General features: G+C 70.8%; 22 protein-coding genes. 9 read left to right on the top strand and 13 right to left on the bottom strand.

Going from position 1 to position 21,529, the window contains the following annotated elements; genetic code table 11:
• The first annotated feature begins 11 nt into the window (after nucleotides 1–11).
• Complete coding sequence (locus BGO45_RS03250; RefSeq protein ID WP_292690896.1) at nucleotides 12–1,310, top strand: citrate synthase; 1,299 nt, start codon at nucleotides 12–14, stop codon at nucleotides 1,308–1,310.
• A 164-nt stretch (nucleotides 1,311–1,474) separates the two neighbouring features.
• On the opposite strand, the gene dapD is transcribed toward BGO45_RS03250, so the two are convergent.
• Nucleotides 1,475–2,389 (bottom strand): 2,3,4,5-tetrahydropyridine-2,6-dicarboxylate N-succinyltransferase, encoded by a 915-nt coding sequence (gene dapD, locus BGO45_RS03245; protein WP_292690894.1) that lies wholly within the window; start codon nucleotides 2,387–2,389, stop codon nucleotides 1,475–1,477.
• A 40-nt stretch (nucleotides 2,390–2,429) separates the two neighbouring features.
• Between dapD and dapE the strand changes: the two genes are divergently transcribed.
• From dapE to BGO45_RS03230, 3 genes are all read left to right on the top strand, one after another.
• Nucleotides 2,430–3,506: a succinyl-diaminopimelate desuccinylase gene (gene dapE / locus BGO45_RS03240; RefSeq protein WP_292690892.1), complete on the top strand. Its 1,077-nt coding sequence runs from the start codon at nucleotides 2,430–2,432 to the stop codon at nucleotides 3,504–3,506.
• Complete coding sequence (locus tag BGO45_RS03235; RefSeq protein WP_292690890.1) at nucleotides 3,503–4,726, top strand: hypothetical protein; 1,224 nt, start codon at nucleotides 3,503–3,505, stop codon at nucleotides 4,724–4,726. The genes dapE and BGO45_RS03235 overlap by 4 nt, the downstream gene beginning before the upstream one ends.
• Before the next feature lie 95 nt (nucleotides 4,727–4,821).
• Nucleotides 4,822–4,995, top strand: a complete 174-nt coding sequence (locus BGO45_RS03230; protein WP_076490128.1) for a DUF3117 domain-containing protein — start codon at nucleotides 4,822–4,824, stop codon at nucleotides 4,993–4,995.
• A 75-nt stretch (nucleotides 4,996–5,070) separates the two neighbouring features.
• On the opposite strand, the gene BGO45_RS03225 is transcribed toward BGO45_RS03230, so the two are convergent.
• A complete protein-coding gene (locus BGO45_RS03225; protein WP_076490129.1) occupies nucleotides 5,071–5,709 on the bottom strand; it encodes an O-methyltransferase in 639 nt (212 codons plus the stop codon).
• Between the two features lie 71 nt (nucleotides 5,710–5,780).
• Here BGO45_RS03225 and BGO45_RS03220 point away from each other — a divergent pair, with 71 nt between their 5' ends.
• Complete coding sequence (locus BGO45_RS03220) at nucleotides 5,781–6,164, top strand: hypothetical protein (RefSeq protein ID WP_076490130.1); 384 nt, start codon at nucleotides 5,781–5,783, stop codon at nucleotides 6,162–6,164.
• A gap of 3 nt (nucleotides 6,165–6,167) precedes the next feature.
• Here the strand turns inward: BGO45_RS03220 and BGO45_RS03215 are convergent, their stop codons facing one another.
• Genes BGO45_RS03215 through BGO45_RS03205 form a run of 3 tightly spaced genes read right to left on the bottom strand, consistent with a single transcriptional unit; the run spans nucleotide 6,168 to nucleotide 9,168 of the window.
• Nucleotides 6,168–7,319 (bottom strand): Mrp/NBP35 family ATP-binding protein, encoded by a 1,152-nt coding sequence (locus BGO45_RS03215; RefSeq protein WP_292690881.1) that lies wholly within the window; start codon nucleotides 7,317–7,319, stop codon nucleotides 6,168–6,170.
• The gene (locus tag BGO45_RS03210; protein WP_076490132.1) at nucleotides 7,316–7,849 is read right to left on the bottom strand and encodes a DUF1003 domain-containing protein; all 534 of its coding nucleotides are present in this window, start codon (nucleotides 7,847–7,849) and stop codon (nucleotides 7,316–7,318) included. The genes BGO45_RS03215 and BGO45_RS03210 overlap by 4 nt, the downstream gene beginning before the upstream one ends.
• Nucleotides 7,849–9,168 (bottom strand): magnesium transporter, encoded by a 1,320-nt coding sequence (locus BGO45_RS03205; RefSeq protein ID WP_076490133.1) that lies wholly within the window; start codon nucleotides 9,166–9,168, stop codon nucleotides 7,849–7,851. The genes BGO45_RS03210 and BGO45_RS03205 overlap by 1 nt, the downstream gene beginning before the upstream one ends.
• Before the next feature lie 71 nt (nucleotides 9,169–9,239).
• Here BGO45_RS03205 and BGO45_RS03200 point away from each other — a divergent pair, with 71 nt between their 5' ends.
• Entirely contained in the window at nucleotides 9,240–9,971 is a 732-nt protein-coding gene (locus BGO45_RS03200; RefSeq protein WP_292690877.1) for a general stress protein, read from the top strand.
• Entirely contained in the window at nucleotides 9,968–10,645 is a 678-nt protein-coding gene (locus BGO45_RS03195) for an alpha/beta family hydrolase (protein ID WP_292690875.1), read from the top strand. The genes BGO45_RS03200 and BGO45_RS03195 overlap by 4 nt, the downstream gene beginning before the upstream one ends.
• Nucleotides 10,646–11,132: 487 nt before the next feature.
• On the opposite strand, the gene BGO45_RS03190 is transcribed toward BGO45_RS03195, so the two are convergent.
• Genes BGO45_RS03190 through BGO45_RS03170 form a run of 5 tightly spaced genes read right to left on the bottom strand, consistent with a single transcriptional unit; the run spans nucleotide 11,133 to nucleotide 17,538 of the window.
• Nucleotides 11,133–12,860: a hypothetical protein gene (locus tag BGO45_RS03190; RefSeq protein WP_292690873.1), complete on the bottom strand. Its 1,728-nt coding sequence runs from the start codon at nucleotides 12,858–12,860 to the stop codon at nucleotides 11,133–11,135.
• Entirely contained in the window at nucleotides 12,857–13,216 is a 360-nt protein-coding gene (locus BGO45_RS03185) for a hypothetical protein (protein WP_292690871.1), read from the bottom strand. The genes BGO45_RS03190 and BGO45_RS03185 overlap by 4 nt, the downstream gene beginning before the upstream one ends.
• Before the next feature lie 56 nt (nucleotides 13,217–13,272).
• The gene (locus BGO45_RS03180) at nucleotides 13,273–15,054 is read right to left on the bottom strand and encodes a gamma-glutamyltransferase family protein (protein WP_292690869.1); all 1,782 of its coding nucleotides are present in this window, start codon (nucleotides 15,052–15,054) and stop codon (nucleotides 13,273–13,275) included.
• A complete protein-coding gene (locus BGO45_RS03175; RefSeq protein WP_292690867.1) occupies nucleotides 15,051–16,469 on the bottom strand; it encodes an aminopeptidase P family protein in 1,419 nt (472 codons plus the stop codon). Before BGO45_RS03175 ends, BGO45_RS03180 begins: the two co-directional genes overlap by 4 nt.
• Before the next feature lie 37 nt (nucleotides 16,470–16,506).
• The gene (locus BGO45_RS03170; RefSeq protein WP_292690865.1) at nucleotides 16,507–17,538 is read right to left on the bottom strand and encodes an endonuclease/exonuclease/phosphatase family protein; all 1,032 of its coding nucleotides are present in this window, start codon (nucleotides 17,536–17,538) and stop codon (nucleotides 16,507–16,509) included.
• Between the two features lie 103 nt (nucleotides 17,539–17,641).
• On the opposite strand from BGO45_RS03170, the gene BGO45_RS03165 reads away from it, so the two are divergent.
• Nucleotides 17,642–18,502, top strand: a complete 861-nt coding sequence (locus BGO45_RS03165; protein WP_292690863.1) for a PHP domain-containing protein — start codon at nucleotides 17,642–17,644, stop codon at nucleotides 18,500–18,502.
• A 52-nt stretch (nucleotides 18,503–18,554) separates the two neighbouring features.
• On the opposite strand, the gene BGO45_RS03160 is transcribed toward BGO45_RS03165, so the two are convergent.
• Nucleotides 18,555–20,012 carry a DEAD/DEAH box helicase gene (locus tag BGO45_RS03160; RefSeq protein WP_292690861.1) on the bottom strand — a complete coding sequence of 486 codons (1,458 nt, stop codon included), beginning with the start codon at nucleotides 20,010–20,012 and terminating at the stop codon, nucleotides 18,555–18,557.
• Nucleotides 20,013–20,162: 150 nt separating this feature from the next.
• Here BGO45_RS03160 and BGO45_RS03155 point away from each other — a divergent pair, with 150 nt between their 5' ends.
• Nucleotides 20,163–20,876, top strand: coding sequence for a ferritin-like fold-containing protein (locus BGO45_RS03155; RefSeq protein WP_076490142.1), 714 nt, complete (start codon nucleotides 20,163–20,165; stop codon nucleotides 20,874–20,876).
• 97 nt (nucleotides 20,877–20,973) lie between these two features.
• Here the strand turns inward: BGO45_RS03155 and BGO45_RS03150 are convergent, their stop codons facing one another.
• Together BGO45_RS03150 and BGO45_RS03145 are read right to left on the bottom strand one after the other, a co-directional pair.
• Nucleotides 20,974–21,261, bottom strand: coding sequence for a hypothetical protein (locus tag BGO45_RS03150; RefSeq protein WP_292690859.1), 288 nt, complete (start codon nucleotides 21,259–21,261; stop codon nucleotides 20,974–20,976).
• A gap of 10 nt (nucleotides 21,262–21,271) precedes the next feature.
• Nucleotides 21,272–21,496, bottom strand: coding sequence for a DUF3107 domain-containing protein (locus BGO45_RS03145; RefSeq protein ID WP_292690857.1), 225 nt, complete (start codon nucleotides 21,494–21,496; stop codon nucleotides 21,272–21,274).
• Between the last annotated feature and the right edge of the window lie 33 nt (nucleotides 21,497–21,529).

Raw genomic sequence — 21,529 nt, 5'->3', positions numbered from 1 at the left:
AAGGAGGCGCGGTGAGCGACGCGGGTATCGAGCACGACAAGGCCACCCTCTCGGTGGGGGGCACCACCGCCGAATTCCCGGTCCTCCGGGGCACCGACGGGATCCCGAGCATCGACGTCGCGTCACTGACCCGGCAGACCGGTCACACCACGCTCGACTACGGCTTCGTCAACACCGCTTCGACCAAGTCGAACATCACCTTCATCGACGGTGACCAGGGAATCCTGCGCTACCGCGGGTACCCGATCGAGCAGCTGGCGCAGCACAGCACCTATCTCGAGGTCGCGTGGCTCCTCATCTACGGCGAGCTGCCCTCGGCATCCGAGCTGGCGGAGTTCGACGAGCGCATCCGCCGTCACACGCTCCTGCACGAAGACCTGAAGCGCTTCTTCTCGTCGCTTCCTCCGACCGCGCACCCGATGTCGGTGCTCTCGGCCGCGACCGCGGCGCTCTCGACCTACTACGAGTCCGAGTCCGACCCGCACAACCCCGAGCACGTCGAGCTGAACACGGTGCGCATGCTCGCCAAGCTCCCCGTGATCGCGGCGTACGCGCACAAGAAGAGCATCGGCCAGGCGTTCCTGTACCCCGACAACTCGCTGAGCTTCGTCGACAACTTCCTCAAGCTGAACTTCGGCGTGCTGAGCGAGATCTATCAGGTCAACCCGGTCATGACGAAGGCCCTCGACCTCCTGCTCATGCTGCACGCCGACCACGAGCAGAACGCCTCGACGTCGACCGTTCGTCTGGTGGGCTCCACGGGAGCCAACCAATTCGCGTCGATCTCGGCCGGCATCCAGGCGCTCTCCGGCCCGCTGCACGGCGGAGCGAACGAGGCCGTGCTGCAGATGCTCGGACGCATCCGCGACTCGGGCGAGAGCGTCGAGCGGTTCGTCGAGCGCGTGAAGAACAAGGAAGACGGCGTGAAGCTCATGGGCTTCGGGCACCGCGTCTACAAGAACTACGACCCGCGCGCGAAGCTCGTGAAGGGTGCCGCGGACGAGGTGCTCGAGGCTCTCGGCGTGAGCGACCCGCTGCTCGACCTCGCCAAGGAGCTCGAGCAGATCGCCCTCGAGGACGACTACTTCAAGGAGCGTCGCCTCTACCCGAACGTCGACTTCTACACCGGCGTCATCTACAAGGCGATGGGTTTCCCGACGCGCATGTTCACGGTGCTCTTCGCCATCGGGCGTCTCCCCGGGTGGCTGGCGCAGTGGCGCGAGGCGATCACCGACCCGCAGACGAAGATCGGCCGTCCGCAGCAGCTGTACACGGGGGCCGCGCAGCGCGACTACCCCGGCGCCGTCTGATCCGAGCGCACACGCCCCGCCCCTCTCGCGAGGGGCGGGGCGTTTCGCTGCGGCGCCCGTCCGCGCGTGCGCGACGGCCACACCGCACGCGAGAAACGCCCTCCCCGGCGAGACACGCCACGAGGCGCCGTGTCTCGCCGGGGAGAGCGTTTATCGAGGGCAGGTCAGGCGTGCAGCGCGGCGTTGAGCATGACGCCGACACCGGCACGCGCCGAGGCCTCGACGGCGCCCGTCAGCGAGTTGCGGCGGAACAGGATGCCGTCGCGGCCCGACAGCTCCCCGGCCTTGACGGTCTCGTCGCCGACGCGCACCTTCGTGCCCGCGGTGACGTACAACCCGGCCTCCACGACGCAGTCGTCGCCCAGCGAGATCCCGATCCCGGCGTTGGCACCGAGGAGCGTCCGCGCGCCGATCGAGACGCGGTGCGTGCCACCGCCGGACAGCGTCCCCATGATGGACGCGCCCCCGCCGATGTCGGTCCCGTCGCCGATCACCACGCCCTGCGAGACGCGGCCCTCGATCATCGAGGACCCGAGGGTCCCGGCGTTGAAGTTCACGAAGCCCTCGTGCATGACCGTCGTGCCGGGGGAGAGGTAGGCGCCCAGACGGACGCGGGACGCGTCGGCGATGCGGACACCGGCGGGCGTGACGTAGTCGAGCAGGCGCGGGAACTTGTCGAGGCCCTGGATCTGGATGCCATGGCGCAGCAGCGCGGGACGCAGGCGCGTCGCGTCGTCGGGGTGCATCGGGCCGGCGGTGGTCCACGCGACATTGGGCAGGTGCGCGAAGATGCCGTCGAGCGAGATCTCGTTCGGGCGGACGAGCCGGTGCGACAGGGCCTGCAGCCGGAGGTACGCGTCCACGGTCGAGGCCGGCGCGGCATCCGCGTCGATCGTCACCGTGACGACCTCCACGTGCACGGCGCGGCGATCGTCGGGGCCCGCGAGGTCGGCGAGGGCGTGGTCCGCGCCGGCGTCGGTCGTGCCGAGCGCGGGAGCGGGGAACCACGCGTCCAACACCGTCCCGTCCGCTGCGATGGTGGAGAGGCCGGTACCGGTGATCAGTCGTTCGTTCGTCACTCCGACAGGCTAGCGGGGCGCCCTGGGTAGGATCGGACGCATGCCCACGCTCGACCTGACCGCGTCCTCCGTCGAGATCACCCGGGCGATCTGCGACATCCCCAGCGTCTCCGGCGACGAGACCTCGCTCGCGGATGCCATCGAGGCGGCGGTCTCCGGACACCCTCACCTCGAGGTGATCCGCGACGGCGACACGATCGTCGCCCGCACGAATCTCGGACGCGACCGCCGGGTCGTGATCGCCGGCCACATCGACACGGTTCCGATCAACGACAACCTGCCGGTGCAGAACCGCGAGATCGACGGGGAGCCCTTCCTCTGGGGGCGCGGCACGGTCGACATGAAGGCGGGCGTCGCCGTACAGCTCAAGCTGGCCGTCGAGCTGACCTCCCCTCCTGTCGACATCACGTGGATGTGGTACGACCACGAAGAGGTCGACTCGTCGCTCAACGGCCTCGGCCGACTCGCCCGCAACCGTCCCGACCTCTTCGTGGGCGACTTCGCGATCCTCGGCGAGCCGAGCAACGGAGAGGTCGAGGGCGGCTGCAACGGCACGCTGCGGGCGCTCGTCCGGACCGCCGGCGTCCGCGCGCACAGCGCCCGCTCGTGGATCGGCGAGAATGCGATCCACAAGGCCGCCCCGATCCTGACACGTCTCGCGGAGTACCGTGCCCGGGAGATCGAGGTCGAGGGCCTCGTCTACCGAGAAGGTCTGAACGCGGTGCGCATCAGCGGCGGTGTGGCCGGCAACGTCATCCCCGACGCGTGCGAGGTGGAGGTCAACTACCGCTTCGCCCCCAGCCGCGACGCGGCCGCCGCCGAGCGGGTGGTGCGCGACGTGTTCACCGGATTCGACATCGAGATCGTCGACGTCGCCGAGGGAGCTCGCCCCGGATTGGATGCCGCCCTCGCCCGGGACTTCGTCGCCGCCGTCGGCGCCACCCCCCAGCCGAAGTACGGCTGGACCGATGTCGCGCGGTTCTCGGCTCTCGGCATCCCGGCCGTCAACTACGGTCCCGGCGACCCGCACCTCGCGCACCACGACGAGGAACGCGTCCCGCTCGCGCAGATCGAGTCCGTCGAGCGCGGGCTGCGGTCCTGGCTGACCGGATCGTGAGCACGGAGACCGCGACCCCTGCCCGGGCGCGCTCCTGGCAGGGCTGGCCCGTGGTGGCGAGGATCGCGGTCGTCTACATCGCGGCCCGTCTGGTGACGACCGGTTTCTTCCTGCTCGCCGCGGCGCTGTCGGGGCCCGGGTCCCGGTACGGGGTCGCGCCCTCCCTCGGCGAGCTGGCGCTCGGCTGGGATGCCCAGTGGTACTGGTTCGCGGCCGTCAACGGATACCCGGCCGAGCTTCCCCTGACCGCGCAGGGCGGCGTCGCCGAGAACGCGTGGGCCTTCCTGCCGGTGTTCCCGTATCTGGCCGCGGGCCTCGGGACGATCCTCGGCTCGTGGGCCGCGGGCGCGGTCGTCATCTCGCTGCTCTCGGGCTTCGGCGCGAGCGTCGTCCTCGACGGACTGCTGCGGGAGCGCATCGGCGGATCGGCCGCGATGTGGGCGGTCGCGTTCTTCGCCTGCGGACCGCTCGCCGCGATGTTCCAGGTCGGATACGCCGAGTCGCTCTTCCTCTTCCTGCTCTTCCTCGCTCTGCGTTGCGTGCAGCGGCGTCGCTGGGTGTGGCTGTATCTCCTCGTCCCCGTGATGGGGTTCACGCGTCCCGGCATCCTGGCCTTCGCGCTCTTCCTCGGGCTGTACGGCCTTCACCGGTTCTTGCGACGTCGAGCGGAGCCGCTGCCGCTGCGCGACGTCGCGCACCTCGTCGGGGTCGCCGGCGTGGCGGTCGTGGTCGGGTTCGCCTGGCAGTTCATCGCAGCCGTCGTGACGGGCGATTCCGGGGCGTACCTCGCCACCGAGCTCGCCTGGCGGCGCAACTGGATCGCCGACAGCGCCGGGGGCTTCATCCCCGTCGACGGGTGGATCCAGGCGGCCGGATTCTGGTTCACGCAGTGGGGCCTGGGCCCGGTGGCCGGGTACGTGGCGCTCGTGCTCCTCGTGCTCGGAACCGCTGCGGTGCTGCTGTTCGCCCCGCAGGTGAAGCGTCTGGGTGTCGAGCTGCGCCTCTGGTCGGCGAGCTATCTCATCTATCTGCTGCTGGTGTTCTTCCCGCAGTCGAGTGTCTTCCGGCTTCTCGTGCCGATCTCGCCGCTGTGGGGAGCGCTGGCCGTCCCCCCTTCGCGCACCTGGCGCGTCGCCGTGCTGGCGGCCGCGCTGCTCGGTCAGTGGTGGTGGATCTACAACATGTACGGCCTGGGGAACACGTACTGGCAGATCCCGTGACCTCGCGTGACGCCACCGCGAGAGGCGCGGCAACTCGGGGTACTCCGAGGACCGACTAAACTAGTCCGTAGACCAACGACGAAAAGGGGGCCGCGATGGCAGCCATGAAGCCGCGTACCGGTGACGGACCGATGGAGGCCGTGAAGGAGGGCCGGCTCATCATCGTGCGTGTTCCGCTCGAAGGCGGCGGGCGCCTGGTGGTGTCCGTCAACGACGCCGAGGCCAAAGAACTGTACGACGTTCTCGGCGGTGTCGTCGGCGCAGCCTGACGCATCTTCGACGAAGGCCGGTCCCCGCGGGGGCCGGCCTTCGTCGTCGGTGGAGGGGTGAGGCGATCACGCCTCTCAGGTGATCGGGGTGACCGTCGTCAGTTGGAGGAGTCCCTCGCCGGTGGTCGACAGGGCGCCGAAGACGGCGGGGGAGGTCTGCACCTCCTGGATCAGCGAGCGGTACGCGGTCGTGACGGCATCGCGGCGGACGGGGTCGGCCACTGACCCGCCGGCGAGCACGCGCGGGACGAGGACCGTGCCCCCGGCACGCACCAGACGCAGGCCGTGCTCGACGTACTCGATGACTCCCTCGGCGTCGGCGTCGATGAGGACGATGTCGTAGGACGCCTCGTTCATACGCGGGAGGACGTCGGCGGCGCGGCCGGTGATGAACCGGGCGCGAGCCGCGGGAATCCGGGCCTCGGCGAAGGCCGCGCGGGCGGCCCCGAGGTGCTCCGGTTCGCTGTCGATCGTGGTGAGCGTCGCGCGCGGCGAGCCGTGGAGGAGCCAGAGGCCCGAGACGCCTCCGCCCGTGCCGACCTCGACGACGTTGAGGGCTCGGGATGCCGCGGCGAGCACGGCGATCTGCGCGCCGACGGCGGGGCTGATCGGCGCCGCTCCGAGCTCGAGCGCGTGCGCCCGCGCGCGGGCGATGTGCTCCGGCTCGACCGTCGACTCCTGCACGAACCGCTCGTTCGCCTCGTAACCGCTCACGTGGACCTCCCCGCTCAGGCTAGACGGGTGGGTGGTGCGGACGGCCGAGGCGCGGCGGGTAATCTGAACTCATGTTCTTCGGGCTCACGATCGAGAAGCTTCTGCTGATCGGTGTGATCGCCGCACTCATCATCGGACCGGAGCGTCTCCCGAAGTATGCGGAGTCGCTGGCTCGCCTGAGCAAGCGTGCGCGCGAGGCGATGCAGGGCGCCAAGACGCGCATGCGCGACGAGATGGGTCCCGAGTTCGACGACGTCGACTGGCGCAAGCTCGACCCGCGGCAGTACGACCCCCGCCGCATCATCCGTGAGGCGCTCCTCGAAGACACTCCGACGGCGACGATGCGCGCCGCCGGCGCCGCCGCGCTCGCGACGCAGGCGGCATCCGACAAGCCGGCCGTCGCCCCGATCTTCGTCCCGGGTGAGACTCCGCCGTTCGACGACGAAGCCACCTGATCCTTAGCCGAGGCGCAGCGGCAGCGAGCGTCCCGACAACCCCCGCGGGCGCACCGCGAGAGCCGCCGCCGCCGCGTCGATGGCGATCGAGGCGGGGTCGTCCGGCTGGGAGATCACGACGGGGCGGCCGTCGTCGCCGCCGGTCCTGAGCGCGGGACTCAGCGGGACGGATGCCAGCAGTGGCACGTCGTGACCCTCGTTCGACAGCGCGCGGGCGACCGCTTCGCCGCCGCCCGAGCCGAACAGGTCGAGCAGAGTCCCGTCGGGCAGGGCCATCGCGGCCATGTTCTCGATGACGCCGATGGGCGTCTGACCCGTCTGGCGCGCCACGACACCCGACCGCACGGCCACGTCGGCGGCGGCGGCCTGCGGGGTCGTCACGACCAGGACGTCCGCGTGGGGGAGGAGTTGTCCGACCGAGATCGCGACATCGCCGGTGCCCGGCGGCATGTCGAGCAGGAGCACATCGAGGTCGCCGAAGTACACGTCCGTCAGGAACTGCTGGACGGTCCGGTGGAGCATGGGGCCGCGCCACGCGACCGCGCCGGCGGCCTCCTCGCCCGGACGGCGCAGGAACATCCCGATCGAGATCACCTTCACGCCGTACGCCACCGGCGGGAGGATCAGGTCATCGAGGCGGGTGGGCGCCGGGGGCAGCCCATCGGCGTCGACGAGGCCCAGTAGGCCCGGGATGGAGAAGCCGTGGACATCGGCATCCACGAGTCCCACCCGCAGACCACGAGCGGCGAGGGCGACGGCGAGATTCGCGGTGAGCGTCGACTTGCCCACGCCCCCCTTGCCGCTGGTCACGGCGATGACACGGGTGAGCGAATCGGGTCCGAACGGCATCTCGCGCTTCGCGCGGCCGCCCCGGAGGCGTTCCGTCAGCGCACGACGCTCGTCGGGCGACATCACCCCGACGGCCACCTCGACCGACGAGACTCCCGCCACAGACGCCGCCGCGGCCCGGACGTCGCGTTCGATCCGGTCGGCGGCGGGGCATCCGACGATCGTCAGAGCGATACCGACCTCGGCGACGCCGTCGCGCACAGCGATGTCGCGCACCATGTCGAGCTCGCCGATCGGGCGACGCAACTCCGGGTCGGTGACGGCGGCCACCGCGGTGCGCACGCGGTCGGCGACCGCCTCGCTCACGACGTCGCCGACTTCGTCTCGGCGGCGTCGTGGTCGTCGAGACGTTCCAGCGCCGCCTTGAGCTCGGCGCGCAGGCTCTCCTTCGTGATGACCTCGTCGGTCAGATCGCGCACGGCCATGCGCAGGGCCACGATCTCGCGGGCCAGGTACTCCGTGTCCGCGAGGTTGCGCTCGGCGCGCTGACGATCCTGCTCGATCTGCACCCGGTCGCGGTCGTCCTGCCGGTTCTGGGCGAGCAGGATCAGCGGAGCCGCGTACGACGCCTGCAGCGACAGCACGAGGGTCAATGCGGTGAACCCGATGGCGGCGGAGTCGAAGCGCAGCTCGTCGGGCATGAGGGAGTTCCACCCCATCCACACGACGCAGAACAGCGTCAGCGAGAGGAGGAACGTCGGGGTTCCCATCGCGCGCGCCACCCACTCCGTGAAGCGGCCGAAGCGGTCGCGTGAGGGCTGCGGCGCGCGGGGGGCGAGCATGCCGGTGCGCCCGCGCGGGGCGTCGAGGGCGGTCTGTCGTTGTGCACGTGCCATCAGCGCCTCCTCGGGGTGTGGGTCGTGATCTGGGGGATACTCGCGGTCGCGGTCGGTCTGATCGTCGCCTTGGGTTTCGGATCATCGCTGTCGTGCGTGCGCCAGTCGTCGGGCAGCAGATAGTCGAGCACGTCGTCGACGCTGACGCAGCCGACGAGACGGTGCGCCTGATCGACGACGGGCAGCGAGACCAGGTTGTAGCTCGCCAGCAGGCGCGCGACCTCGGCCGCCGAGGCGTCCGCGGGCACGGGCTCGAGGGTGTCGTCGATGATCGCGCCGAGACGCTCGTGCGGGGGGTAGCGGAGCATGCGTTGGAAGTGCACGGTCCCCAGCAGCCGGCCCGTGGGCGTCTCGTACGGCGGGAGGGTGATGAACACGGATGCCGCGAGCGCGGGGTGCAGCTCGTGACGACGGATCAGCGCGAGGGCCTCGGCCACCGTGGCATCCGCCGACAGCACGATCGGCTCGGGCGTCATCAGGCCACCGGCGGTGTCGGGGCCGTACTGCAGCAGGGCGCGGACGTCGTCGGCCTCTTCGGGCTCCATCAGCTCGAGGAGCTGCTCGGAACGCGACTCGGGGAGCTGGCCGAGGAGGTCGGCCGCGTCGTCGGGCTCCATGGCATCCAGGATGTCGGCGGCGCGTTCGTCGCCGAGCTGCTCGAGGATGTGCACCTGCTCGTCCTCGGGCATCTCTTCGAGGGCGTCGGCGAGGCGGTCGTCGCTGAGCTCCTCGGCCACCTCGATGAGGCGCTCCTCGGGCAGGTCGAGAAGCGTGTTGGCGAGGTCGGCGGGCTTCAGCTCGGAGTACGTCGCGACGAGCTGCTCGGCGGACTGGGCTTCTCCGGGGGTCTGGTTCTCGCGCACCGCGCTCCAGGCGGCGAACGTCGTCGCCCCCTTCGCGAACGGGGACGCGCTCGTGCGCGGGCGGCGCAGGAACAGCTGTCCCACGTCCCACTCGCCGAGACGATTGCGTTCGATCGCGACGTCTTCGATCACGGCGTCGCCGGAGCCGTCGACCAGGTGGACGCGGCGGCCGAGCATCTCGGCCATGACCCGCACCTCGCCGCCGCGCTGCTGGAAGCGGCGGACGTTGATGAGGCCGGTCGTGATGACCTGACCGGCCTGGATGGAGGTGACGCGCCCGATGGACACGAACACATGTCGTCGGCCGGGGATCTCGACGACGAGGCCCACGACGCGCGGCGCATCCGACGCGCGGTAGATCACCACGACGTCGCGCACTTTCCCGAGGCGGTCTCCCGCGGGATCGAACACCGTGCAGCCCGCCAAGCGGGCGACGAAAACCCTTTGCGTGCTCACCGTCCCAGCGTAGTCCGCGAACCCTCGGGGGAGCCGACCGTGGCGGCGGGGCCGCGTGACAAGATGGGGAAATGAGCATGTTCGCGGGGCAGATGGGAGCGGGTCGGGACGAGGTCGGCGAGAAGGTCGCGTCGTTCCCGACGTACGAGAAGGCGCAGAAGGCGGTCTCCTCGCTCATCGCGGGCGAGGTCCCCGCGCGCGACATCGCGATCGTCGGATCCGGGCTCCGCTCGATCGAGCGCATCACCGGCCGTCTCGGTTACGCCACGGCGGCGCGTTCGGGAGCCCTGAACGGTCTGATGCTGGGCCTGCTGTTCGCGTTCATCTTCGTGCTCGGCACGCCCACGGCGCAGATCTCGGCGTTCCTCGGCGTGCTGCTGGTCGGTATGGCACTCGGCATGCTCCTGAGCCTCGGCACGTACTCGATCGTGCGTCGTCGACGCGACTTCGCGTCCGTCATGCAGGTGACCGCCGACCACTACGACGTGTGCGTCGCCGCTCCGAGCCTCGCGAAGGCGCGTGGCATCCTCGGACCCGTCGGCGCGTCCCGCACCGTCGTGGCGCGTCCGGCCGCACCGGCCGACACGGCTCCGCCGCTGTACGGCGAGCGGGTGCAGAACCCCGGCGCCGCGGGTCCTGCGGTGCCGCCGCGTCCGCCCGCTCCGTCGCGTCCGGTCGACGACGAGCCCCCGCGGTACGGGGAGCGCGTGACCCCGCAGAGCGCTTCGGCGACGCCGCCCGCGGAGTCGCAGCCCGGCTCCGACGGGGCGCCCGAGTCGAACCCGTCGCGCGACGACCGGTGACCGCGCGTCCCGTTCGGATCCCCGTCGCGCTCCCGGCGGGCGAGTCCGAGGTGTCGGGACTGTGGGCCGACGTCGCGGGTGCGCAGACGACGGTCGCGTTGGCGCACGGTGCCGGCGCCGGCATGACGCACCCGTTCTTGGAGGGGCTCGCGGCGGCCCTCGTGGAGGGCGGTGTCTCCGTGCTCCGGTTCGTCTTCCCGTACGTCGAGGCGGGACGACGCATGCCCGGCCCCGCCGCTCAGGCCGTCGCCACGTGGGCGGCCGTGCAGGGGTGGCTGTCGGAGCAGGGGGTCGGGTCGTTCGCCGCGGCGGGCAAATCGTACGGCGGTCGCATGGCCTCGGTCGCGGCCGCCGAGCGAGAGATCACGCCCCGGGCGCTCGTCTACCTGGGCTACCCGCTGCACCCGCCGGGACGACCGGATAAGCCGCGGGCGGACCATCTTCCCGCGATCTCTGCTCCGCAGCTGTTCGTGGAGGGGGAGAACGACCCGTTCATCGCCCCGCGGGAGCAGTTCGACGCGGTCGTCGCAACGTGCCGGGACGCCCGTGTCCACTGGATCGAGGGCGCGAATCACTCCTTCGAGGTGAAGGGCGCGCGTCGGCCCGCCGAGGAGATCGGTGCGGGGCTGGCCGGGGTCGTGGGGGAGTTCGTGGCGGGGCTAGGCGGCCGCTAGCGGGGCGGTGACTCGCTGGAGGTGTCCTCGACGCCGCAGCGAGATATCGCAAGGAGCTCGACTGCTTTTCCTTCGTCGAGGGTGGACTGCTCCGCAGAGAGTGTCATTCGGGGCGAATCGCGCACCAGGTAGACGAATGCCCGTTGGGTCGGCACTCCGAGTTCCTCTCTCGTCCAACCGGCTCCGAGGAGATCGGGCAGCTGCTGAAGGAATGCCTCCACGTCGAAGCTGTCGGGCACCGCTACTTTCCATTGACCCGTGTAGAACGCCCCGCCGCCCCTGGAGTGCAGTAGAAGTTTGTCGTCGCATCCATAGGGCTCGAACTCGGGCGTACGTTCGATCCGGCCAGGCTCGGGGAGGAGATCGACTACTTGCTGGAGCGCGTCGAGTGTTTCTTGCCGAACCTCTGAGTAAGTCGGTCGTTGCGCACAGCCGGCCATCAAGAGAACGACGCTGAGAGAGACTGCGAGAAAGACTGCTCGTCGCTTCATGCGTTCCCGCCGCCGAGAGCTAGTGTCTGCTTCACCTGATTCAGAACCTTTCCATTGATCGACTCGTCGTCGCTCATCAGCGCGCTGTGGTGATCGACGCTCTGGTCGATGATGCGGGGGAGATAGAACGGCTGGCCGGTGACGGCTGTGGCGGTCACGGCGAAAGGATCGAACCCGGGGATTCCCGTGTCGACGACATGCACGCCGGGGAACGACTCGGGCGCCACGCTGAAACCCACCGGTCCGAAGCCGACACCGGCGTAGTACCGGTTGATGTCGTCGGGCGCTTGCGCCGCGAAGTACGTGGTGTCGGGATGAGGCTCGTAGGGGCCGATCGCCCCGACGCTCGCCGCGAGGAACCGTGTGTCGACCACGCCGCCGTGCTTCTCCGCCTCGCTGCCGACGGCACCGCCGTACGAGTGCTCGTAGCTCATCGTCCAGAGGTCGGGGCGCACGGCATCCATCCCCTGGATGAATCGTCCGTAGGCCCGGCCGCAGTCCTCGGCCATCGAGTTCCACTGCGGACCGGTTCTCAGAATGCCGATGTCGAGCTGCGGCATCGGCCCGGTCATCACGGTGAAGGCGAGCACGGAGCCACCCCCCGATTTCACCTGCCAGTCGGCGAATCGCGTCAGCCGCTGCTCGGACATGAACGCCTCGGCGTCGGTGTTCGTGCCCGGGACGACGAAGAGCGCCGCCGTCGCCGTGGACGGGTCGCCCGCCATCTCGATCAATGAGCCGTGCTCCCCATCCCAGGCGTAGAGCTGCGTGGTGCCGTTCGCGACGGCGTCGAAGTACGCGATCTCGCGGTCGAGGCGTGCGCGTTCCGCTCGGCGATCCCGTACGTCGAGTGCGTTCGCTCGGGAACGAGGGGCGCGCAGCGCCTCGAGAGCCTGTCGTTGCGACCGCAACTCGCGCAGATACTCGCTCGCGCGACCACGGTTCGCCTCGACACGGTCGGCGATCGCCACCCCGTCGAGGTTGCCGACCAGTCCGGGCGCGTGCGTCACGAGAGCGTCGGCCGTACCTCGATCGAGGCGCGACCACCACTCGGCGATCCGAGCGGGGTCGGTGCCGCGGATGATGCCCGCCCATTCGGGATGCTCCGCGAGCAGCCGCGCGTGATCGGGCTCTGCGGACAGCCGTTCCAGCAGCGCGAGGCCCGCGGCATCCGAGAAGGAGCGCACGGGCTCTGAACTCTCGGGACCGCTCCATGCGGCCAATGACGTCCAGGCGACGTCCGGTATCGCGCGGAGCGCATGGGCGCACCGGCGGCTCGCGTCGTCGTATGCCTCGTCGAGGCCCGCGGCTTCACGGGAGAGGCCGCTGAGCCACTCGTCGCGGCGGCGTTCGTTCAGCTCCGCCGCCGGTCCGCCGACGCTCTCGTCCCAGAGATCCGTCGGCGGACCGGCATCCCATCGGTCGGCGAGGAGGGCGCCGCGGCGCGCGAGGTCGTCGATCTCGTCCGCGAACTGCTCCAGCGCACGCCCCGCCGCGGCGAGACCGTCGGCGATCTCCTCCGCGGCCGGATGCGTCGTGGCGAGCGCGGCGTGCAGGATGTCCGCTTCCGGGGCGCGGTAGCCCTCGGGCAGCAGACTCCAGGCGAACAGCGCCCGCGTGACCAGGAATTCATACCGTTCCGCCGTCGTCCGCAGGCGAGCCGCGTTCTCGCGCAGGCGTTGCGGCTCCGCCGGGGGATCGGGAATCGTGATCGCGGCGCTCACAGACGTCGCCGTCCGAAGACGATCGGATCGAACGGATTCGTCGCTGCAGCGGCGTGCGATGCCGCGACCTCGGCCGCCTCGACCATATCTTCATCGGCGGTGAGGTACGCGAGTACGACGGTCTGAAGCGCCGAGAGCACCGCTCGGCCGCGCGCGACGATCCGATGTGCCAGGTCGACACGGCCGGCGGTCAGCTCGACGAGCGCGCCATGAGCGGGAAGTGCGCGCACGAGCGCGAGGGCCGCGGAATCCGCGGCCCTCTGCAGCCCGCGGGCGACCTCGTCCAGGTCGTCGAGCGAGCGTCGCATCCGCTCGCCGAGACCGATCAGGTGCGGGGGATCCACCGAATACGACATGCGCGGGATCGTAGGCAAACGCGCCCGGGCGTGTTTTCACCCTGTGGAGAACCGGGTCACCGTCCGGCGGCGTATCCCTGCATCCCGCGCGGGTTCGCCGCGGCCCACAGCAGACCCGAGGCGTCGCGCCCGACGGCGCTGACCCGTCCGAGGGCCCAGTCGCCCGCTCGGCGGACGACGTGTCCGCGGCGTTCGAGGTCCGCGACGACCTCGTCGCCGATGCGGTCCTCCACGACGGCGCCGGACGGAGTCCACGTGCGCGGCCAGAACGAGTCGAGGAGAGCCGTGGTGTGCAGCGTCGGGGCGTCGATGGCCTGTTGAGGCTCGTACCCGCCGACGAGCATGCGCAAGAGCACCGGCAGCTGCCAGTGGTCCTGCTGATCGCCGCCCGGCGACCCGATGGCGACGACCTCGCGGTCGCGCGTCAGCAGGGTCGGCGTGAGCGTCGTGCGCGGACGCCGGCCCGGAACCAGGGATGCCGGATGCCCGGGCAGCAACCATGTGGCCTGCAGCCGTGTGCCCAGACAGAACCCGAGCTCGGGGACCGCGGGAGAGGACTGCAGCCATCCGCCGGACGGGGTGGCCGAGACGACGTTGCCCCGGCGGTCGATCACGTCGAGGTGACAGGTGTCTCCGCGCGTCTGGCCTCGGCGGTCGACGGTGGGTTCGCCGGTACCGGCGCTGGTGACCCCGGCATCCGTTCGGAGCGGCGGCAGCTCAGGCGGGCGTCCGTCGGGCGACCCGGGACGGAGATCGGCGCTCGCCGTCGCGTCGATCAGCGCGGCGCGCTCCGCGATGTACTCGTCGGCGAGCAGCGCGTCGATCTCGGCCGCGGCTTCCGTGTCGCCGAACCAGGCATCGCGGTCGGCGTAGGCGAGTTTCTCCGCTTCGAGGAGGGTGTGCGCGCCCGCACCGGTCGAGGGGTCGAGTCGGGCGTCGGCGAGGGGCTCGAGCATCCGCAGCACCTGGAGCATCGCCGGACCCTGCGTCCACACGCCGGCCTTGTAGACCTGCCAGCCCCGGAAAGAGGTCGACACGGCGGGTTCGACGCCCGCACGCCATTCGGAGACGTCCGCGGCGTCGAGGACGCCGGCGTGGTCGCGCCCGTCCGAGTGGCGGTGCGGCGTGCGAAGGAACTCCGCAGCGCGCGGGAGCACCGTGGCCATCCACTCGCGCCGGGCGGCGTCGATCCGCTCCCGGCGGCTCTCCGCGGACGACCCGGCGCCGACGAGCTCCCCGAGAACGGCGGCGTACGCCGGATTGCGCACGACCGTGTTCGGCGCGGGCGCCGAGCCGGTCGGCATCCACAGGTCGGCCGACGTCGTCCAGTGGTCGCGGAACAGATCGGCCACCCGGCCGATCGTCACGGCGGCGCCGGCCACGAGCGGGTGCCCGTCGCGGGCGTACCCCCTGGCGTAGTCCAGGACGTCGGCGAGCTCCCAGGTGCCGTGGTCGCGGAGGAGGAGCAGCCACGCGTCCACCGCGCCCGGCACGGCGGCGGCGAGACCGCCCGCCCCGGGGACGAGGTCGAGGCCGAGTCGGTGGAACGCCTCCACGGACGCGCCCGCGGGCGCCGGCCCCTGTCCCATCAGAACGAACGGTTCGACGGCATCCGCCGGGCGCACCAGGGCGACGAGGTCGCCGCCGGGGCCGTTCAGATGCGGTTCCACGACGTGCAGGACGAACGCGGCCGCGACGGCCGCATCGAATGCGTTCCCGCCGCGCTCCAGCACCGACTGCGCGGTGGCCGTGGCCGTCCAGTGCGTGGATGCCGACATGCCGAAGGATCCGCGCAGCGTCGGCCGCGTCGCGAACGACGCGGGTGGGGTGAACGTCATCGCGCGAGCCGCGCGATCCACTCCTCGACCTCGTCCGCGGTCCGGGGGATCCCCGCGGACAGGTTCACCGGACCGTCGTGGGTCATCACGATGTCGTCCTCGATGCGCACCCCGATGCCGCGGTACTCCTCGGGCACGGTGAGGTCATCGATCTGGAAGTACAGACCCGGCTCGATCGTGAAGACCATGCCCGGCTCGAGCAGACCGTCGTAGTACATCTCACGGCGCGCCTGCGCGCAGTCGTGCACGTCGATGCCGAGGTGGTGGCTCGTGCCGTGGACCATGTAGCGACGGTGCTGGCCGCCGCGGTCGGCATCCAGCGCCTCTTCCGCCGACACGGGGAGCAGACCCCACTCGGCGACGCGGGCGGCGATCACCTGCATCGCGGCCTCGTGCACGCGGCGGAACGGAACGCCCGGGCGGGCGATGGCGAACGCGGCGTCGGCCGCTTCGCGCACGGCCTCGTACACGCGGCGCTGCACCTCGGTGAACCGACCCGAGACGGGAAGGGTCCGCGTGATGTCGGCGGTGTAGAGGCTGTCGACCTCCACACCCGCGTCGATGAGGATGAGGTCGCCGCGCACGACGGCGCCGTCGTTGCGGGTCCAGTGCAGGTAGCAGGCGTGGGGACCGGACGCGGCGATCGTGTCGTATCCGACCGCGTTGCCGTCGGCCCGCGCCCGTCGGTGGAACACGCCCTCGACGACGCGCTCACCCCGCGGGTGCTCGATGATGCGGGGGAGCTCGGCGACGATGTCGTCGAACCCGGATGCCGTCACCTCGACGGCGAGGGCGAGCTGCGCGAGCTCGTACTCGTCCTTGACGAGCCGCAGTTCCGACACGAAGCGCGTGAGCTCGTCGTCGATGCCCACCACACGGTCGTCGTCGGCGGCGACGAAGGAGTCCACGTGCGCCGTTCGGAGTCCGAGGTCGGCGGCGACACCGGCGAGCGCGGGCCGCGGCCCGATCCAGAACTCGCCGATCGTGGCATCCGCGTAGAACTCGGGGGTGGTGCGATCGGCGCGCTCGCGGAAGTACAGGACGGCCTCGTGGCCGCTCCCGTTGGGCTCGAACACGAGAACCGAGTCGGGCTCGGCATCCGACGCCCATCCGGTGAGATGAGCGAACGCGGAGTGGGCGCGGAACGGGTAGTCCGTGTCGTTGCTGCGCTGCTTCAGCGAGCCGGCGGGCACGACCAGACGCTCACCCGGGAACGCCGCCGACACCCGCTCACGGCGGCGCGCGGCCCACGCCGCCTGCTCGCGCGTCGGCGGAACCGTCTCGGGGCGCTCGGCCCAGCCGGTGGAGATGGTGTCGAGGAACCCGCGCGGGAACGGCGCCTTCCGGTTCGTCGTGGTCTCGGCGGGCTTGTGCTCTGCGGGGGCGATCGTGTCGCGGTCGGCGGGGGAGTCCATCACCCCAGTCTCGCACCGCCGGGGGACGATCGCACCGTCAGCCCGCCGTGCGCTCCAACTGCACCACGATGGGGCGGTGGTCGCTGCCGGAGCCGTCGAGCGTGCGCATCACCACGGACCCGGTGACCGTCCAGTCGGGGGTGGCCATCACGTGATCGATGGGTGCCCCCACCAGGGCGGGGAAATCCGTCGGCCACGTGCCGATCCCGCCGTTGCCGCTCTCCGAGGCCGCATCCCGGCAGCGTCCCAGCGTGCCGCCGCCGACGCCCAGCCCGGTCATGTGGTCGAGTGTCGCGTTGAAGTCGCCCGCGAGGATCACGTTGTCGGTCGCACACTGATCGGCGAGCCACTGGAGATCGGACCGCCACTGCGTCATGTACTCCTGGCGAGGCGCGACGGCGTGGGCGGCGACGATGATCGGGCCGTTCCCGGACACCGGCATCGCGACGGCGCTCGGGACCGTCGAGGTGTTGCTCGACCCGTCGAGCGAGGATTCGATGACGCTGTAGTCGCCGAGCTCCGGCCGGATCAGCACCGTCGTGGAGGTGGCATCCCACCCGGTGATGCCGTACTCGCCGTACTCGGCGTGGTGCGCCCACATCGGCTGTCCCATGTCGCGCATGAGCTCGGCGACACGGGTGCCGGTCTCGATCGTCGTCTCGGGGAGGGTGACGACGTCGGCCTTCATCCCGACCGCGAACTGCGCGATGGAATCGGCGGAGGTGGCGGAACCCGCGGTGTTCCACGTCATGACGCGCAGACTGGTGTCGGTCTTCTCGGGCAGCCCGTCGGTGCCCGTCCCGCGCTGCAGCACCGTCGCGCCGTTCACGCCGGCCGCCACGACGAAGATCAGCGCGAGCGTGAGAGCCAGTGCGCGCAGGGGGCGGATGAGCGCGAACAGCAGCGCCAGCGCGGCCGCCGCGACGAATCCGGCGGCGATGGGCACGCGGAACGCGATGACCTGGGCGAGCGGGAACGTCCGCTCGAGGCCGAAAAGGGTCGGCCAGGTGAGCGCCACGGCCGCGACGGCGCAGACGAGCGCGAACACGATTCCGAACAGACGACGCACGCACTCGACCGTAGGCGAGACGCCTGGGAGATCGGCGGATGCGGCCTCTCCGGCGGCTCCACGCGAGCCGCGGTCGCGCGCGTCCGGGCGGTACGCTCGGAGGGTGGAGCGCGATCGACGATTCGAAGGACCGAGTGACCTTCACCTCCACTCGACGCACTCGGACGGCACCGAATCACCCGCCCTGGTCATGGCGGCGGCGCACCGCCACGGGCTCCGGACCGCCGCGCTCACCGATCACGACACCACGTCGGGGTGGGCGGAGGCCGCGGAGGCTGCGTCCTCGCTCGGCATGACCTTCCTGCCCGGCATGGAGCTGTCGGCTCAGCACGAGTGGCGCAGCGTCCACCTCCTGGCGTACCTGATCGATCCGGACGACGACGATCTCCGCGCCATGACGGACCGGATCCGCTCGTCGCGCCTGGACCGCGCGCAGATCATGGCCGAGCGCATCTCGCGCGACTTCGACATCGACTGGGACGACATCGTCGCCCAGACCGAGGACGGCGCGACGGTCGGTCGTCCGCACATCGCCGATGCCCTGATCGCGCGGGGGATCGTCACCGATCGCACCGAGGCGTTCGCGAGCATCCTCCACCCGCGGAACGAGTACTACGTCTCGCTGTACGCGCCCGACCCCGTCACCGCGGTCGAGTTGGTCGTCGGTGCGGGTGGTGTGCCGATCGTCGCTCACCCCGCCGGCCGCGCGCTCCTGCCTCGTCCCGTCCTCCAGTCGATGCTCGCGGCGGGTCTGGCGGGGTTCGAGCTGCGTCACCGCGAGAACCTTCCGGATGCCACCGCCACCCTCGCGCGACTCGCGGAGGAGCGCGACCTCATCGTGACCGGGTCCAGCGATTACCACGGTCTCGGGAAGCCCAACATCCCCGGCGAGAACACCACCGACGACGTGATGGTCGCACGACTGATCGCGGCCGGAACCGGCTCGGCGCCCGTCTTCCCCTGAACGCGACGGCGCCGTCCCCCGTGAGGGACGGCGCCGTCGGGACAGTCGATGCTCAGGCGACGGGTGCGGCGTTCGCGCCCGAACCTCCGCTGCGGCGGCGACGGCGACGGCGCGGAGCCGCGTTGCCGTCGTGGTGCTCGTTGCCGCCACCGTCGTGCGTCCCCGCACCCTCGGCACGGGGAGCAGACGTCTCGGCGCCCTGCTCGCCGGCACCGGATCCACCGCGGCGGCGACGGCGGCGACGCGGGGCGCCGTCGCCGGCGGCCTCCGATCCCTCCGTCGTCGCGGTCTTGTCGGCCTTCGGGGCCTGGACCGCCTTCGGCGCGGTCACGAGACGGCCCTTGGTGCCCTCGGGGATGTCGAGGTCGGTGTAGAGGTGCGGGCTCGACGAGTACGTCTCGATGGGCTCGGGCTGACCGAACTCCAGCGCGCGGTTGATGAGCGCCCACTTGTGCAGGTCGTCCCAGTCGACGAAGGTCACGGCGATACCGGTCTTACCGGCACGGCCCGTGCGACCCGCGCGGTGCAGGTAGGTCTTCTCGTCGTCGGGGATGGTGTGGTTGATCACGTGGGTGACGTCGTTGACGTCGATGCCGCGCGCGGCGACGTCGGTCGCGATGAGCACGTCGCGCTTGCCGGCCTTGAACGCGGCCATCGAGCGCTCACGCGACTCCTGGCTCATGTCGCCGTGCACGGCGGCGGCGTTGAATCCGCGGTCGTTCAGCTCGTCGACGAGCTTCTGCGCCGCGCGCTTGGTGCGCGTGAAGATGACGCTCTTGCCGCGGCCCTCGGCCTGCAGGATGCGGGCGATGACCTCGTCCTTGTCGAGCGAGTGCGCCCGGTAGACGAGGTGCTTGATGTTCGCCTGCGTGAGACCTTCATCGGGGTCGTTGGCGCGCATGTGGATGGGGTTCGACATGAAGCGGCGGGCGAGCGCGACGATGGGGCCGGGCATGGTCGCCGAGAAGAGCTGCGTGTGGCGCACGGGCGGCACCTTCGAGAAGATCTTCTCGATGTCGGCGAGGAACCCGAGGTCGAGCATCTTGTCGGCCTCGTCGAGCACGACCTCGGTCGCGTTCGAGAGGTCCAGGAGACGCTGGTTGGCGAGATCGATCAGACGACCGGGCGTTCCGACGACGATCTGCGCGCCGGCCTTCAGCTGGTCGATCTGCCCCTCGTACGCCTTGCCGCCGTAGATCGCGACGACGCTGGTCGCTCGGTTCTGCGTCAGCATGTCCATGTCTTCGTAGACCTGGACGGCGAGCTCGCGGGTGGGGACCACGATGAGTGCCTTGACGCCCGGCTCGGGGTTCTGACCGAGGCGCTGGACCACGGGGATGCCGAATCCGAACGTCTTGCCCGTTCCGGTCTTGGCCTGGCCGATGATGTCCTGGCCCGGGAGGCCGAGGGGGATGGTCTGTTCCTGGATCGGGAAGGCATCGACGATGCCCTTGGATGCCAGGGCATCGACGATGTCCTGATCGACGCCGAGGTCGGCGAAAGTCGTCATGAGCGTGCCTGTTCCGGCGGTGAGAGACCGCCTGGGGAGTCGGATCCACGCCCTCCACTCGTCCACAGGCGCGGGGCCCCGATCCGTCGCCGGGGCGAGTCCACTCTACCCGGCGCATGTTTCGGGGGTCCGACGCCTAGGCTGTACAGCGTGTTCGAGTGGTTCCGTCGTCGCAGGCCGGTCGGTCGCACGCTGCAGTTGCGCTCGCGCGGAGACCTCGGCGACGCGATGCGCGTGGACTTCGCCGAGCTCGCCCCCGAGATCGATACGTTCCTCGGTCAGGCGGCCTACCTGCAGCTCGGTTTCTTCGAGACGCTGAGCGAGTTGATCGCGTCCACGCCCGAGCTCGCCGAGAAGGAGTCGCTCTCCCGCGCCGCCGGGGCGGCGCTCATCAAGCACCAGGAGATCGTCGCGCTCATCCGCGAGCGCGGCGCCGACCCGACGCAGCTGATGCTCCCGTTCCGCGAATCTCTGGATGCCTTCCGTCGCAACACGCACGGCGTGCGTCCCCAGGAGACGATGTTGTCGGTGCACATCACCGCGGGGATGCTCGACGACTTCTACCTCGCGCTCTCCTCGAGCTACGGCGACACCGGCCGTCGCGTGGCGCGCATCCTTCAGGCCGACGACGATCGCCAGGCCATCGTCGAGATCCTCGGGGCGACGATCGCCAGCGACGAGGAATGGCGCTGGTTGCTGGCGCTGTGGGGTCGGCGTCTCGTCGGTGACACGCTGCTCGTCGCGCGTGCCGCGCTCGCGCACCCGCGACTCGACCGCGACGAAGAGGCGAAGGTCGAGCCCGTGTTCACGGAGTTGATGGGCGCACACGCCCGCCGAATGGATGCCATGGGCCTCGCGGCCTGATCACCTCGGCCGTGCTCGCCCACACGGCGCGAATCGGTCGCCCGCCGGCGCTCGGCGCCGCGGTCGCGAGTCCGCGAAACGACGAGGGCCGTGGCGGTCAGATGCCGCTGCGGGCCCGGAGGTCGGCGTCCGCGTGGAGGCGCACGCGTGACACGATCGGAAGCAGGACGAGGGTTGCGACCGCGGGCGCGACGATCGAGACGATCCACGGGACCGGCGAGTCGAACCCGATCCCCACCCACGTGAGGAGGGTCCACGACACTCCCGCGGCTGCCGCGCCCGTCACGGGCGCGAGGGCCACCCCGCGCACCTCGCGGTGCGGCAGCACGAAGTGCGCGGCGAGGCCGACGACGGCGCCGAAGATCAGCGCGAGGAGGATCTGCACGGGCGGAGGGTCAGGCGACGAATCCGACCCGGCGGGCTTCCTCCGTGCCGAGCTCGACGAACGCGAGGTTCGCGGTCGGGACGATGTAGGAGTTGCCCTTGACGTCGGTGAAGGTGACGTGGCTGGCGGACTGGTCGAGCGCTGCGGCGATCGCCGACTTCACGGCATCCGAGGACTCTCCGGTCTCGAAGTTCAGCTCGCGGCCGGTGTTGGTGATGCCGATGCGGATGTCCACGATGCTCCCTTTCCGCCCGGGAAACTCGGTCCA

This window comes from Microbacterium sp. 71-36 (assembly GCF_001898305.1).
Classification (GTDB): domain Bacteria; phylum Actinomycetota; class Actinomycetes; order Actinomycetales; family Microbacteriaceae; genus Microbacterium.
The sequence above is the reverse complement of the archived record's forward strand: the minus strand, read 5'-3'. Positions and strand labels throughout refer to the sequence as shown.